This is a genomic window from Synechococcus sp. A15-62, assembly GCF_014280075.1.
Lineage (GTDB): Bacteria > Cyanobacteriota > Cyanobacteriia > PCC-6307 > Cyanobiaceae > Parasynechococcus.
On record NZ_CP047950.1, the window covers coordinates 1,029,585 to 1,044,028 of the forward strand.

Annotated in this window: 16 protein-coding genes; 10 read left to right on the top strand and 6 right to left on the bottom strand. The window is 62.2% G+C overall.

Going from position 1 to position 14,444, the window contains the following annotated elements; genetic code table 11:
- The first annotated feature begins 71 nt into the window (after positions 1-71).
- Positions 72-1,268 carry an alanine--glyoxylate aminotransferase family protein gene (locus SynA1562_RS05815; protein ID WP_186495128.1) on the top strand — a complete coding sequence of 399 codons (1,197 nt, stop codon included), beginning with the start codon at positions 72-74 and terminating at the stop codon, positions 1,266-1,268.
- On the opposite strand, the gene SynA1562_RS05820 is transcribed toward SynA1562_RS05815, so the two are convergent.
- Positions 1,240-1,743, bottom strand: a complete 504-nt coding sequence (locus SynA1562_RS05820) for a nucleoside deaminase (RefSeq protein WP_186495330.1) — start codon at positions 1,741-1,743, stop codon at positions 1,240-1,242. The genes SynA1562_RS05815 and SynA1562_RS05820 overlap by 29 nt on opposite strands.
- 40 nt (positions 1,744-1,783) lie before the next feature.
- Here SynA1562_RS05820 and SynA1562_RS05825 point away from each other — a divergent pair, with 40 nt between their 5' ends.
- A complete protein-coding gene (locus SynA1562_RS05825) occupies positions 1,784-3,193 on the top strand; it encodes an aminotransferase class V-fold PLP-dependent enzyme (RefSeq protein WP_186495129.1) in 1,410 nt (469 codons plus the stop codon).
- 121 nt (positions 3,194-3,314) lie between these two features.
- Here SynA1562_RS05825 and SynA1562_RS05830 read toward each other — a convergent pair whose 3' ends face one another.
- From SynA1562_RS05830 to SynA1562_RS05840, 3 genes are read right to left on the bottom strand one after another with little or no spacing between them, the layout of a single operon-like run.
- The gene (locus tag SynA1562_RS05830) at positions 3,315-4,904 is read right to left on the bottom strand and encodes a YcjF family protein (protein WP_186495130.1); all 1,590 of its coding nucleotides are present in this window, start codon (positions 4,902-4,904) and stop codon (positions 3,315-3,317) included.
- Between the two features lie 34 nt (positions 4,905-4,938).
- On the bottom strand, positions 4,939-5,430 hold the full coding sequence (gene lspA / locus SynA1562_RS05835) for a signal peptidase II (RefSeq protein ID WP_186495131.1): 492 nt from the start codon (positions 5,428-5,430) through the stop codon (positions 4,939-4,941).
- On the bottom strand, positions 5,427-5,996 hold the full coding sequence (locus tag SynA1562_RS05840) for a biotin transporter BioY (RefSeq protein WP_186495132.1): 570 nt from the start codon (positions 5,994-5,996) through the stop codon (positions 5,427-5,429). Before SynA1562_RS05840 ends, lspA begins: the two co-directional genes overlap by 4 nt.
- A 56-nt stretch (positions 5,997-6,052) precedes the next feature.
- Here SynA1562_RS05840 and SynA1562_RS05845 point away from each other — a divergent pair, with 56 nt between their 5' ends.
- Entirely contained in the window at positions 6,053-6,280 is a 228-nt protein-coding gene (locus tag SynA1562_RS05845; protein WP_186495133.1) for a DUF3148 domain-containing protein, read from the top strand.
- On the opposite strand, the gene SynA1562_RS05850 is transcribed toward SynA1562_RS05845, so the two are convergent.
- Positions 6,277-7,533, bottom strand: a complete 1,257-nt coding sequence (locus SynA1562_RS05850; protein WP_186495134.1) for a pitrilysin family protein — start codon at positions 7,531-7,533, stop codon at positions 6,277-6,279. The two genes, SynA1562_RS05845 and SynA1562_RS05850, sit on opposite strands and share 4 nt — an antisense overlap.
- Positions 7,530-8,813, bottom strand: coding sequence for a pitrilysin family protein (locus SynA1562_RS05855; RefSeq protein WP_186495135.1), 1,284 nt, complete (start codon positions 8,811-8,813; stop codon positions 7,530-7,532). The genes SynA1562_RS05850 and SynA1562_RS05855 overlap by 4 nt, the downstream gene beginning before the upstream one ends.
- Positions 8,814-8,831: 18 nt before the next feature.
- On the opposite strand from SynA1562_RS05855, the gene SynA1562_RS05860 reads away from it, so the two are divergent.
- From SynA1562_RS05860 to rpsB, 7 genes are all read left to right on the top strand, one after another.
- Complete coding sequence (locus SynA1562_RS05860) at positions 8,832-9,575, top strand: phycocyanobilin:ferredoxin oxidoreductase (protein WP_186495136.1); 744 nt, start codon at positions 8,832-8,834, stop codon at positions 9,573-9,575.
- Positions 9,575-10,471: an HlyD family efflux transporter periplasmic adaptor subunit gene (locus tag SynA1562_RS05865; RefSeq protein WP_186495137.1), complete on the top strand. Its 897-nt coding sequence runs from the start codon at positions 9,575-9,577 to the stop codon at positions 10,469-10,471. The genes SynA1562_RS05860 and SynA1562_RS05865 overlap by 1 nt, the downstream gene beginning before the upstream one ends.
- Entirely contained in the window at positions 10,468-11,637 is a 1,170-nt protein-coding gene (devC, locus tag SynA1562_RS05870) for an ABC transporter permease DevC (protein ID WP_186495138.1), read from the top strand. The genes SynA1562_RS05865 and devC overlap by 4 nt, the downstream gene beginning before the upstream one ends.
- Entirely contained in the window at positions 11,637-12,314 is a 678-nt protein-coding gene (locus tag SynA1562_RS05875) for a DevA family ABC transporter ATP-binding protein (RefSeq protein ID WP_186495139.1), read from the top strand. The genes devC and SynA1562_RS05875 overlap by 1 nt, the downstream gene beginning before the upstream one ends.
- 36 nt (positions 12,315-12,350) lie before the next feature.
- Complete coding sequence (locus tag SynA1562_RS05880; RefSeq protein WP_006850288.1) at positions 12,351-12,506, top strand: hypothetical protein; 156 nt, start codon at positions 12,351-12,353, stop codon at positions 12,504-12,506.
- A gap of 89 nt (positions 12,507-12,595) precedes the next feature.
- Positions 12,596-13,528 carry a glycosyltransferase family 2 protein gene (locus SynA1562_RS05885; protein WP_186495140.1) on the top strand — a complete coding sequence of 311 codons (933 nt, stop codon included), beginning with the start codon at positions 12,596-12,598 and terminating at the stop codon, positions 13,526-13,528.
- Between the two features lie 130 nt (positions 13,529-13,658).
- On the top strand, positions 13,659-14,375 hold the full coding sequence (rpsB, locus tag SynA1562_RS05890; RefSeq protein WP_006850376.1) for a 30S ribosomal protein S2: 717 nt from the start codon (positions 13,659-13,661) through the stop codon (positions 14,373-14,375).
- Positions 14,376-14,444 lie beyond the last annotated feature (69 nt).

Below are 14,444 nucleotides of genomic sequence, written 5' to 3' on the forward strand. Positions count from 1 at the left end.
AACAGATTGCAATCGACCCATTCCCACCCCTCCAATGGGGCGTGACTGCGTAGGCTCAACACTTCGAACCAATGATCAGGGCTTTGGCGACGACGAACTCACTCCTTCCCGTTGACGATCGTCACCGCAAAGCCTTTGCACCGATCGGCACACCCGACCGCCTCCTGCTTGGACCAGGCCCCTCCAACGCCCATCCAACGGTTCTGAAGGCTCTGTCGAGAACTCCGATTGGTCACCTTGATCCTCTCTATGTGGATCTGATGGGTGAGGTGCAGGAACTGCTGCGTTACGCCTGGCAGACCGACAACCGCCTCACACTTCCTATGAGCGGCACCGGCAGTGCTGCCATGGAGGCAACCATCGCCAACACCGTCGAGCCTGGAGACACCGTTCTGGTGGCGGTGAAGGGGTACTTCGGTCTGCGTCTGGCTGACATGGCCGGCCGCTACCGCGCTGAGGTGAAAACCATTGAGAAGCCCTGGGGTGAGTGGTTTTCTCTCGATGAGCTGGAAGCTGCCCTGATTGAGCACAAACCGGCCATCCTGGCGATGGTTCATGCCGAAACCTCAACGGGTGTCTGTCAACCCGTGGAGGGCATCGGCGACCTCTGCCGGAAGCATGATTGCCTTCTGCTGCTCGACACCGTCACCTCTCTGGGGGGTGTGCCGCTCTACATCGATGAGTGGAAAGTCGATCTCGCCTACAGCTGCAGCCAGAAGGGCCTGAGCTGCCCTCCAGGTCTCGGACCCTTCACCATGGGTCCCCGTGCCGAAGCCAAGATGACAGCGCGTCAGGGCAAGGTTCCCAACTGGTATCTGGACGTCTCCTTGCTGAACCAGTACTGGGGCAGTGACCGCGTCTACCACCACACCGCGCCGGTTAACATGAACTTCGGCATGCGTGAGGCCCTGCGGCTGTTGGCTGAAGAAGGTCTCGACCAGGCCTGGGCACGCCATCGCAGCAATGCTGAGATGCTCTGGAACGGGCTAGAAAGTCTGGGCCTTTCGATGCACGTGCCGGCCGAGCGCCGACTCCCCACCCTCACCACGGTTCGCATTCCTGACGGTGTGGATGGCAAGGCCTTCAGCCAGCACCTGCTCAACAACCACGGCATTGAAGTAGGTGGTGGACTCGGCACCCTGGCCGGCAAAATCTGGCGGATTGGCCTGATGGGATACAACTCCAGCCCTGAAAACGTGAACCGTCTGCTCAACCTGTTTGAGACAGAGCTGCCTCGCTTCAGCGGTTCCGTCGCCGCCGCTGCCTGAACCAGCGCTCCAGCTGCTCCCTCGCCTCCGGCCCGCGCACGCCCTGAATCACCTTCATGTGGTGATGGGCACTGGCATGGGTGGAGAGATCAAGGCTCCCCCCCAGACCACCGCGCTTGGGATCTGACGCCGCAAACACCACTGTTCCCATACGGGCCTGCACCAAGGCACCCGCACACATGGGGCAGGGTTCGAGGGTGACGATCAGGGTGCAGTTGTTGAATCTCCAGTCGTTCTGAACGATCGCTGCCTGTTGCAAGGCCACCAGTTCGGCATGCCCGAGGGGATCCCTGTTGTTCTGGCGACGGTTGCGTCCATGGCCGATGGCTCGCCCCTGTCCATCCAGGATCACAGCGGCCACCGGCACCTCTCCTTCCAATCCAGCCTCCTCCGCACGCTGGAGCAGGACGTCCATCCAGCGCGTGATCTCAACCCGCTGATCCACCGCTGTCCAACGTTGTCCTTTGAGCACCATCCCACGAGACGCGAAGATCACTGCAGTTCACGGGTCTCCGTTGCAAGCCTGTTCCGAGTCTCAGCACCCACCGGATCGGCTTGCTCCGTTCGCCATCCCCTCGGCTACAGACCCGGTGCTGATGGACTTCCTGCATCGCAGTTCAGATCTGCTCTGCCGTTGGATCGGCTCCGCTGATCGATCAAGCCCGGTCCCCGTCATGCGCCCCTTGCCTGACGTGGCCCCGGGGGCTCAGGGGGCCAGCGTTGAATCGCTGCTTAGCGACCTTCAGCAGGTGATGGACGGGGCGTATCAGCCGTCCCATCCCGGTGCTCTGGCCCATCTTGATCCGCCCCCGCTTACAGCGTCCATCGCGGCGGAATTGGTCTGTGCAGGTCTCAACAACAACCTTCTTGCCGAGGAGCTTTCGCCTGGTCTGACCGGCCTGGAACATGACCTCTGCCGTTGGTTCTGCCACAGGATTGGCTTGCCCTCCGGTTCCGGAGGGGTGCTGGCCAGCGGCGGGACCCTGAGCAATCTCATGGCCTTGGTGGCGGCACGGGCGGCGTTGGGGTCCACCCATCGGGATCCTGTGCTGCTGTGCAGTCAAGACGCCCACGTCTCGATCAACAAGGCCGCAAAGGTGATGGGGCTGGCGGACGATGCGCTCCAGACGCTTCCCGTGGCCACAGACGGAGGCCTTTGCCTCGAGGCTTTGGCCGAGCGTTTGAGGTCCCTGGAAGCGGAGGGGCGGCCGTGTCTGGCGGTGGTGGCCACGGCCGGCACCACGGTGCGCGGAGCCATCGATCCTCTCTCGGATCTGGCAACCCTCTGCCGTGATGCCGAGGTCTGGCTGCATGTAGATGCCGCCATCGGAGGTGTTTTCGCACTGAGTTCCACCCACTCTTCGCTGATGGATGGCATGGAACTGGCCGATTCGATCACGCTGAATCCTCAGAAATTGCTGGGCATCACCAAGGCGTCATCCCTGCTGTTGCTGCGGGATCGAACCCGTCTCCGTCAGGCCTTTTCCACAGGATTGCCCTACATGGAGGCGCCCAAGGGGATGGATCACGGCGGGGAGATCGGCTTGCAGGGCACCCGACCTGCGGAGATCCTCAAGCTTTGGCTGGGTCTGCGTCAGTTGGGCGAGGCAGGCATCGATGCGACGCTCAGCAGCGCGTTGCAACGGCGAACCGCCTTCGCAGCCCACTTGGATCCAGAGAAGTTCACTTTGTTGGCGGGTGACCTGCACCTGCTGGCCTTCCATCCCAGACACGGGGAGGTTGCTGCAGCCGGCCGTTGGAGTGAAGACACCCGGCAAATGCTGCTGTCTCACGGCTACATGCTGTCGCGACCCTTCTACGGGGATCGTTTCTGCCTCAAGGCGGTTTTTGGAAACCCCCACACCACGGCTCAGCACCTCAGCGACTTGTCGGAACGACTGAATCAATCGTTGGTTCCAGCCTGATCGTTCAAAATCGCCATCGTTTGAGACGCTCCCATGCCGGAACAGCAGCAGGGTTCACGCTGGGTTGCCATCGTCACCGGGGCGATCTCCGTGGCGATTGGTGTGCTCTATCTGCTCCTGATCACCGTTCTGGATGCCCGGGGGCCGATGCTTCCCCCTCCTGCTGAGGCTCTGGCTGGGGTGGAAGACGTCCCGCCGCCGAATGCTGAAGCGGTTCAACCACTTGCCGCATGGCACTGGCCAGAAACCGCTGCAGGGAGAGTTCCCGTCGGTTGAGCTCAAAGGCCTGTTGCACCACGGTCTGCATGCCGCCGTCACCCCAGTCCTGGTCCTGCTCGAAGTAGCGCATGAAACTGCTTCCGGCGATGCGGGTGAGCCATGCGGTCACCACCCCCTGGAGCACCTGCCCCAGCACCAAAGTGGGCAAGCTCAGGCTCAGGCTGGTGCCCAGCAAGCTCATCGCTCCTTTGACGATGCCCAGCTTGCCCAAGGTTTGTCCAAGGGACAGGGCTAAATCCTTGGCGCGATCACGGGACATCTCAACCCCGTAGATCTTGGCCATCTCCAGGATCATCTGGGCATTCACCGCTGCGGTGCTCAACAGATCCACCCCTGGCAGCGGGTTGGCAGCGACAATCCCCGCCCCCATCCAGCTGTAGCGGTCAATGCAGCGTTTGGCTTCCCGAGACCGCTGCTCGTTCAACAGGTCGCGCCCACGGTTGTCGAGGGATCGGCACTGCAAAAGGATGTTGTCGGCAATCAATTCCTCCCCCTCGGCGTGCAGTACAACGGCGAGGCGCTGCAGCAGATCGCTGACGTCAGGCAGCGGCTGCAGCGGGCGACGCCCGGGTTGAGGAATCGATTGAGGGGAGGCACTGCAGGCCACCACATCAGCAGGGTTGAGCTGTCCCTGGCAACGGGAGCGAAGCACCTGCAGGAGCCTTTTCTCCTCCTCGACCCCGCGTAAATCCCGCTTGTTCAGCACCAGGAGCAGCCGTTTGCCGAGCCCGGCGAGCGACGTCACGACGGCGTATTCCGAGGCTCGGAGGTCTCCGTCCACCACCACGATCAACAGATCGGCGCGAACCGCCCGACGACGGGCTGTTTCCTCCCGGCTGAGGCCTTCGTCTCCGGCTTCCAAGATTCCTGGGGTGTCCACGAGCTGAAGTCCACGCTCCAGACCTTTCAAACGCAGGCGGTAGGCGCGGCTGGTTTTGGTCACGCCCATGGGCGCTCCCACATCGCCGACCATTTCTTTGAGCAAGGCGCGGATCAGCGATGTCTTGCCGCTGGATCCAGTGCCGAACACCACAACCACCAGATCGCCTCGCTTCAGCTCCTCAGCGACCCGGTCACGTTCCTTCTGAAGGCTGCGGCGACTGATGTCGTCCTGGATGCGTTCGATCAGACGATCCACGTGGCCAAGGCTGGTGGACGCAGCATCCCGGCGATTCCGGGGAGCGGCGGTGGGTTGAGGTTGGCGTTGGGCGGGGCGCGATTTCAGACGTTTCCACATCGGCCAACCCACCTGCACCGCAACAGTGGCCAACAGCACGAGCCCCAGCAGCAGCACCGGCGTGAGCAACCAGGGAGGCAGGAAGTAACTCAGATCCCAAAGCAGGCTGCGGATGGTCTGAACGGCAACGCCGATCAGCACGAGAGCCATAAAGGCAACGGCGAGACCGATGACCAACCGGGTTTGGCGTTTCATGCCTGCGTCACACCAGCCTCAGGGCAATTTTGGTTCAGCCACGGCTGTTGTCACGAAGGCTGCTGTCATCCCGGCGGGTCCATAGGTCGATGGCAAAGCAGAGCACTGCGAGATTGATGGCGACGTCCGCAGCGTTGAAGATCGGGAAATCGATCGGTTCGAGCGCAAGAAAATCCACCACATGACCCAGGCGCCAACGGTCAATCCCATTGCCCACGGTGCCGCCCAGAAGCGCAGCAGCGGCGAGGGCCTGCCAGAAGGGCAGCACCCGCTCACGCCAGATCCACAGGATCAGCCCGATGCCCACCCCCAAGCTGAGCAGCCCAAGCAGTGCAGTGGAGCCCTGCAGAACACTGAAGGCTGCGCCGGTGTTGTGAACCAATTGCAGCGACAGCAGATGAGGCAGCAGGGGCAGGGATTGGCCCCTTTGCAAAGCACTGGAGGCCGCCGCCTTGCTCAGCTGATCCACCACCACGATGAGCAGGGCAATCAGCAGGGTTGAGCGACGCGGAAGTGGTCTCGTCATGGCTCGATGATCAACAACCGGCGCAACACCACCGAGAGAAAACCAGCACCGATGCAGAGCAACATCTGAGCCGGCAGCGGACCGAACGAAAATTGCATCAGCAGCTCGGGGAAGCCAAGGTTCCATCGCCCCAGAAGTGCCCCGAGGGCGAGATTCAGCACTCCGCAGATCTGGAGAAGGAACAGTCCTCCAAGGGCGCAGAGCGACTGTCTGGGCAGGTCATCCATGCCGTCCTGCTGTGCCAGACGACCGGTGAGCCAGGCCGCGGGCACGAAGCCCGCCAGATAGCCGAAACCCGGTTCCAGCACGTAGCTCAGCCCGCCACCGCCATGGAACACCGGCAGACTGAACAAACCCAGGCTCAGATAGCCAACAGCGGCCATCACGCCGGCGCGCGGGCCACTGACCATGGCGCAGAGAAGCAGCGCTGGCACCTGCCAGGTGACCGGCAGGGGGAGAAGGACCGGCTCGGGTGCAGGCAGGAGCAAAGCGGCCGGCACCAGGCCACCGATGAGGATGGCCAGCAGACCCGCCAGGGCACCACACCAGTAGGCGAGAGCCCTCACAGCATTCGCTCAACTCGGTCCATCCTGCTCGAGAATGCAGATCCTGCCCAGTTCAGATGACGGTATCGATTGGTGATCAGCTGCGCCTGTCGCAGCAGCTTCCTTACCTCAAGTCGGCGGATCCGATGCCGATGCTGCGACCACCGGATCTGGTGGCGGCCGGTGAAGTGGGCGAGGTGGTTGCGCTTCATCCAATGGAGACGGTTGCCGTGCGTTTTCGCCGGGGTACGTTCCTGATCCCCCTCGACCGGCTGGATCCGGTTGATGCCGCTGAGGCGGACTAAGCAGTGGCGCGGCGCCGCCAGCGCCGGCCGAGCTGCTCCAGTGCGGCGGAGGTTCCGCACAGGCTGAGTTGTGGTTCCCCCAGCCAACGTTGGGCGGCCTGGCGCACATCCGTGGGTGTCAGACCCGCGAGAGCCTCCACACAGCGTTGGTCATGATCGTCGGGCAGACCCTGGGCCTTCAGCTGAACCCGTCGCTCCGCCCGTTGGGAGCAGGTCTGCAGCCCCTGCGCGAGCTGGCCGATGTACTTGGCCCGTGCGAGCTCGAGAGCGGCTTCACTGAGAGGTTGCTCACTCAGCTCATCCCAGATGTTCAGCAGCAACTCAAGAGCGAGCTCTGAGCGCTCCTCCACACTGGAGGCCATCAGCACAAACGGCGCTGGCCCCGCCAAGGCAGGGAAGTGCGCGGCCACGTCGTAGGCCACGCCATGGTCTTCCCGCAGGCGTTGGAACAGCAGGCTCGACATGCCCACCCCCAGGTGGCACTGCAACAGACGCAGCGCCAGTTCATCCGGGTGGCCATGCCCCAGCGTCGCCTGCCCAAGCATCAGAACCACCTGTTCGGTGTCCATCGGTTCAAGTTGGATCGTCTCGGTCCCAACCGCTTCGGCATAGGGGCGGCGTCCTGAGGGATCGTTGCTGCTCCCCTGAGGCCAGTCGCAAAAGTCCTCAAGCGAGCCAATCGTCTCGATGATTTGTGGCGGGACGCTGCCCGCCAGGGCGAGAATGCTCGATGCCCGCGGGAGCCGTTCGGCCAGCGGGCGCAGTGCGTTCCGATCCAGATCAACCAGCTCCTCAGCGATGCCCATGGGGTCGTGGCCGTAGCCCCCGTTGCCGTAGACCAGTTGTCTCCAACCGGTCGTGGCGCAATGGAAGGGGTCCTCTCGTTGGCGTTGCAAGGCCTGAATCGTGAGCGAACGCTCAAGGGTCACCTGGCCAGGCTCAAGTTGGGGAGAACGAACCATCTGTGCCAACAGGGGCAGGAGCTGCCCTGCGTCTTCCACCGTGCAGCGCAGGCTCAGCACAAGGGCGTCCTCCTGGGCATCGCAGCGCAGACCAGCTCCGCATCCCTCAACAAGGTCCGCCAGGTCCACGTGGTTGTGTTGTCCACAGCCGCGGCTGAGCAGGGATGCCAGCAGGTCATGGGCGCCCCGTGTTCCGGCAGGGTCGTCGGCGCTGCCGAAGGGAAGCAGCAGTTTCGCGGCCAGAATCCCCGGGCTGGAGACCGGTTCGATCAGCAGTTCGGGGTTGCTCATCCGTTTTTCGTCTTGGCTTGGGCGGTCAGCACAAATGCCTGTTCGGGTTGAAGCCTTGGAAACAGGTCTGAGCGAAGCCGCTCGGCCGTCCATGGCAACAGGAAGGCCAGGGGGTGGAGCAGATCCTGCTGTCGATCCCAGAGGGTCTGGCTGGCGCTGAGCCCAGACACCTGGCCCGTCGATTCCAAGGCATAGCGCAGTCCGTTGCTCACCAGCTGCTGGCCCCGTTTCAGCTCCTGATCGCTGACCAGCTCATCTGCCATGGCATGCAGCTGCCGGTTCACCTCGTCTTCCACCGCCTCCAGATGCTCGTCGGGGCAGATCACCTCCAGAGTGATCAGGCTTCCCTGCTCCAGAACCGAAAGGTCCATCGACACACTTTCAACGATCTGCAGTTCCTCCCTCAAGCGGTTCACGAGACGGCTGCGTCGCCCTTCCCCCAGAAGGGTTGTGGCGAGATCAGCTGCCATCACGCCTGCCTGATCCTTGGCTGGGGGTGCTTCCCAGAGCATCAGCAGTCGGGCGGATTCGAGCCGGTCCACAACAACGCTCTCGCGTCCAGGACGCACGCTCAGGGGTAATGACGCTGAAGACGGATCTGTGGCATCCAGGAGGCCCGCCAGAGCCGAGGACCCCGGGGCACTGCGCAGCTCAGTGGATGGCGGGCCCGCTATCGCCAGGCAGCAGTTGGAACCGCGGTACTGCCGCTGATGAAACGCCCGCATGGCCTCGGGCGTCATGCTCTTCAGGCTGCGGGGTGTCCCCAGGATGGGTCGGCCGTAGGGGTGCTGGTCACAGCCCTTGCTCAACAGCAGTTGCAGCACCTGCTCATTGGGTTGATCGGCGTATTGGGCGATCTCTTCAAGCACCACCCCACGTTCCGTGTGGAACCCGTCAGCCTCGAGGCTTGGTTGTAACACCAGTTCCAACAACAGATCCAACGCTTCGCGGGCTCGATCCGGTGGTGCCAATACGTGGAAGTGAACGTCATCAAAGCCAGTGGCGGCATTGCTGCTGCCCCCCAGAGCTTCGATGGCCTCGTCGAACGCCCCAGCCTCCAGATGCTCACTTCCCTTGAACACCATGTGTTCGAGGAAATGGGCCATGCCCTCTTCCCCTGGCTGCTCACTGGCACTGCCGGCACGGCACCACAGATCAAGACAGGTCAGGGGTGCATCCGGCATGTCGGCCGTCACGCAGAGCACTCCGTTGGGGAGGGTCCAATGGTCGAGTGGGGGACCGGAGAACGGAAGGTTCAGAACTGCGTGGCAAAGTTCCATTCTGTGCCTGCCCGTTCGATGCAGCCCAAGCCACTGGCGCCCCCGCCAGGACAGCATCCCCTCGTGCAGGCCTTGGCGGCGTCGATCCGTAGTGCCTGGGCGGGATTGCCCGGATTGGAGATCCTCCCCTGCGATGAGGATTTGCGCTTCATCCAGGGGCAACTCGATGGCGAAGGCCTGTCGATCGGCAACGAGCTTTTTCGTTGCATCGGTCTTCGCAAGCTTCATTTGGAGGTTGCGCGACTCGGCAACGGTCTGCAGATCCTCCACAGCGTCTGGTTTCCCGACCCCCACTACGACCTGCCGATCTTCGGGGCCGACATCGTGGCCGGCCCTGCGGGCATCTCCGCCGCGATCGTCGATCTCTCCCCCACATCTGATGCCCTGCCGGAACAGCTGATCCAACGGCTTGAGGCCAGGCCATGGCCGGTGTTCCGTCAGGTTCGGGAGCTGCCGGCCTGGGGCTCCGCCATCTTCTCGAACAAGGTGTGCTTCATCCGCCCAGATGGTGCTGACGAGGAAGCAGCCTTTCAGCAGCTGGTGAGCCACTACCTGCAGGTGATGGCCACCAGCGTGATCGAGGCGACTCCCGAACCGTCAACGGCTCTCACTACAGTCCGCCGGTACGAGGGTCAGTTGAACTATTGCCTTCAGCAGAAACGCAACGACAAGACCCGCCGCGTGCTCGAAAAGGCCTTCGATTCAGCCTGGGCCGATCGCTACATCGACATGCTTCTGTTCGACAACCCACCGGAACTCTGATGACCCCCAAGCGCTGGTCTGTTCTGGCTGGAAGTTTGGTCATTGCGGTCATCGGCGGATGGTTGCTGCGGCCGACGCCCGAACCCAAGCCGGTTGAACCAGCGCCTGCTCGCACGGTTCGTCCCGAAGCGGTTGCTGCCCTGGGGCAGCTGGAGCCCGCCGGGGACATCCGCAATCTGGCGGCTCCCAATGCGGGGATGGCAGGCACACCGCGGGTGTCAGCCCTCAATGTGAATGAGGGTGATTTGATCAAGCGGGGCCAGGTGTTGGCGTCCTTCGATCACCGGGATGGCCTGCTCGCTGATCTGGAGCGCGTCGATGCGCAGCTGCGCAGCCTCGACCAGGAGATACAGCTTCAGGCCCTTGAGGTGGAGCGCTTCAGCAAAGCCGCCTATTGGGGTGCGGCCGAATTGACTCTGGTGGACAACAAGCGTGAAGAGCTGGTGCGTCTTCAGGGAAAGCGGGATCAGGCCCTGGCGGAGCGCAAAGGGCTGCAGGCCGACATCGTGCTTAGTCAGCTGATCTCGCCCCTTGATGGTGTTGTGCTCAAGCTGCATGCCCGTGCAGGCGAGCGCCCCGGTGCAGAGGGGGTGATGGATGTGGGGGCCAATCAGGCGATGCAGGCCAGCATCGAGGTCTACGAATCCGATATCTCCCTGATCCGCCTCGACCAGTCCGTGCGCCTCATCAGCGAGAACGGTGGTTTCCGGGGTGAACTCGTCGGACGCGTCCTGCGCATCAGCCCGCAGGTGGAACAACGGTCTGTTCTCTCCACCGATCCCACCGGCGATGCCGACGCCCGCGTTGTGGCGGTTGATGTGGTGCTCAACCCTGAAGATGCCGCCAAGGTCAGCCGTCTGGCTGGTTTGAAGGTGATCGCCCGCTTCGATCCATGAACCGGTTCTGGCGGGGCCGTCGGATTCCCCTCTCCTGGCTGTTGCTGACGCGCCAGCCCGTGCGGTTGCTGGTGGCACTCGCCGGCATCAGCTTCGCGGGAATCCTGATGTTCATGCAGCTCGGATTCCGTGATGGCCTTTTTGATGCCAGCGTCACGGCGCACCGGCTGTTCGATGCCGATGTCGTTCTGATCAGTCCCCGCTCCGCCAGCTCCGTGAGCATGGAAGCCTTTCCAAGGCGGAGGCTGGTTCAGACCCTGGCTGATCCAGCTGTCGATGGGGTGACCCCGGTGCACTGGGGGCTGATGCTCTGGCGGAACCCTGAAACGCGGCGCAACCGGTCGATCCTCGCCTTGGGCTTCAACCCTGACGACCCCTTCTTCGTCGACCCCTCCCTGGCTGAAAAAACTGACGCTCTCAAGCAGAAAGGGCGGATCCTGTTCGATCAGCTGTCACGCCCTGAATTCGGACCCATTGCCGATTGGTATCGCGATGGCCGAGTGGTGGAGACCGAGATCGCTGGCAACCGCGTCCGGGTGGCGGGTTTGGTGAGCCTGGGCACCAGCTTCGGTGCTGACGGCAATCTGCTCACGAGCACCGAGACGTTTCTCGATCTGATGCCTCAGAAGCCGCCTGGGGCGATCGAAGTGGGTCTAGTGCGCTTAAAGCCAGGAGCGGATCCTGAGCAGGTGGTGTCCCGATTAAGCCAGCGGCTGCCCAAGGATGTTTCGGTGCTGACCAAGCAGGGCTTCATCGATTTCGAGCAGAACTACTGGAAGAGCAGCACTTCCATCGGTTTCATCTTCAGCCTCGGTGCTGCCATGGGCTTCGTGGTGGGCTGCGTGATCGTGTACCAGGTGCTCTACACCGATGTGAGTGATCACCTGCCGGAGTACGCCACCTTGATGGCCATGGGCTATCGCCTCAGCCACCTCTTGGGAGTGGTGGTTCGTGAGGGCTTCTATTTGGCGGCGATGGGGTACGTCCCCGCCTACCTGGCTGGTCAGGGGCTGTACTGGTTCGTTCGTGACGCCACCAAGCTGCCCGTCGGCATGGATTTGTCCCGGGCGTTGACCGTTCTGGTGATGATCCTGGTGATGTGCATGTTGTCGTCGTTCCTGGCCATGCGTCGTCTCATTGATGCAGACCCTGCGGAGATCTTCTGATGGCCGCTGTTGTTGTCGACAACCTCTTCCATGCCTTCGGTCAAGGGGAGATGCGCCGCGAGGTTCTTCAGAACATCAGCTTCAGCATCGAGCCGGGCGAAGTGGTGTTGCTCACCGGTCCCTCCGGCTGTGGCAAGACAACGCTGCTCACATTGATCGGCGCCTTGCGGACGGTTCAGCAGGGCCAGGTGTCTGTGCTTGGTCAATCCCTGGATGGAGCTGGTCGTCGTCGTCGCCAGCAGCTGCGCCGGCGCATTGGAATGATTTTTCAGGGGCACAACCTCCTGCGCTGCCTCACGGCTGAACAGAACGTGCAGATGGGAGCTGATCTTCTGCCTGATCTCAGCTACAGGGCCCGTCGGGATGAGGCCCGTCAGTGGCTCCGTGCCGTCGGCCTGGAGGACCACATGGCCAAAGTCCCCCATGACCTGTCCGGAGGACAAAAGCAACGGGTCGCCATTGCCCGTGCCCTTGCCGCCAACCCCCGTCTTCTTCTTGCTGATGAACCCACCGCTGCCTTGGACAGCCGTACGGGCCGGGAGGTGGTGGAGCTGCTTCGCCGACTGGCCCGTGAACAATCCTGCGCGGTGCTGATGGTGACCCATGACCCGCGCATCGTTGATGTTGCCGATCGCTTGCTCCAGATGGAGGACGGGCGATTAAAGAATGCTGTTTAGTAAGATGAATGTTGATATCAGAGCCCGCAGTTCCGCATGGCCAAGCGCAGAAACCTGAAGAAAGAAAAGCAGGAGCGGAACCGCGCCTACGCGCGCAAGTTCAAGAAGCGCAAGATGCGGAACGATGGCCGTGGTGAAGGCGCAGGTAACGGTGTGACCGGAACCGCCAACAACGGTGGTGCCGCCGACTGATCAGCGGTTCAAATCATCCATAAAAGGGGGCCTGAGGGCCCCTTTTTTGTTGTTCGTAGGGTGGGTGGCCATCTGCATCGGCTGTCGCGATGTTCGTCAGCGTCGTTATTCCGACCTACAACCGACGCCCGATCCTTGAGAAATGCCTCTCGGCACTGGAAGATCAGCAGCTTGCTGGAGCTCTTCAGGACTACGAGGTTGTTGTGGTCGACGACGGGTCCACCGATGGAACGCCGTCATGGCTGAGTGAGCAGGCCCATCGTTTTCCCCATGTACGCCTGTTTGAGCAGGAGCACGGTGGCCCTGCGGAGGGCCGGAACCGAGGCGTGGATCACGCCCGTGGCGATGTGATCGTCTTCATAGACAGCGACCTGGTGGTCACAGAAACCTTCCTGGCCACCCATGCACGGGCGTTGAAGCAGTGCTGGCAACGGCGGGGTGATCAGCTCTGCTTCACCTATGGCGCGGTCATCAACACCGCCAACTTCGAAGCACCCTGCTCGGAACGCCACAAATTACGTGACTTGTCCTGGGCTTATTTCGCCACCGGCAATGTGGCCATCGATCGGGAGGTGCTGGAGCGCTCAGGCTTGTTTGACACCGGTTTCCGCCTTTATGGCTGGGAAGACTTGGAACTCGGTGAGCGTCTGCGGCGGATGGGGGTTGAGTTGGTCAAGTGTCCGGACGCTGTCGGGTACCACTGGCACCCAGCCCTGAGTCTCGACCAGATCCCCCGTCTTGTGGAAGTGGAGGGAGAACGGGCGCGTATGGGGCTTGTCTTTTACCGCAAGCATCCAACCAGGCGGGTGCGCTTGATCATTCAGTTCACCTGGTTCCATCGCATCCTTTGGGAAGTGCTCACCCTCTGTGGGCTGATCAATCCCTCCAGCATTCGCCCACTGCTCCGCTGGCTGATTCGGCACGGCTATCCGGGAACGGCGATGGAGCTGCTTCGTTTGCCCCTCAATCGCATCGGTGTGCGTGCCCTGTTCCGCGAGGCCAGAGCAGCCGGACTTCGCTGATCAACGTTTTGATACCTTCTATAGGTCCTTTCACTCCGCACACCTGCCCGTTTCGGGTGCACCGTGAGACCAGCTCTGGCTGGTTGTTCAGGTCCCTGGCAGGTGGAGGCGAACCCGAAACCCTCAAGCCATGGCTGTCGTCACCCTCGCCGAGATGATGGAAGCTGGCGCCCACTTTGGGCACCAGACCCGTCGTTGGAACCCCAAGATGTCGCGCTACATCTATTGCGCGCGCAACGGCGTTCACATCATCGACCTCGTGCAGACTGCCGTCTGCATGAACAACGCTTACAAGTGGACCCGTTCTGCTGCCCGCAGCGGCAAGCGTTTCCTCTTCGTTGGTACCAAGAAGCAAGCCTCTGAAGTGGTGGCGCTTGAAGCCGCCCGCTGCGGAGCCTCCTATGTGAACCAGCGCTGGTTGGGCGGCATGCTCACCAACTGGACCACCATGAAGGCCCGGATCGACCGCCTCAAGGATCTGGAGCGGATGGAGTCCAGTGGTGCCATCGCCATGCGCCCCAAGAAAGAGGGTGCGGTGCTGCGTCGCGAACTCGAGCGTCTCCAGAAGTACCTGGGTGGTCTCAAGAACATGCGTCGCCTGCCCGACGTTGTGGTTCTGGTGGACCAGCGTCGTGAGTCGAATGCCGTGCTCGAAGCCCGCAAGCTCGACATTCCCCTGGTCTCCATGCTGGACACCAACTGCGATCCAGACCTCTGTGAGGTGCCGATTCCCTGCAACGACGACGCCGTTCGTTCTGTTCAACTGATTCTGGGCCGTTTGGCCGATGCGATCAATGAGGGCCGTCACGGTTCCAACGATCAGCGTGGTGGCGACAGCGAAGGCTGATCTCCTCTCACCGCTAAGTTCACGCCGCTGATTCCAAACAGGGAATCGGCGGCGATTCAATTTCCCTTC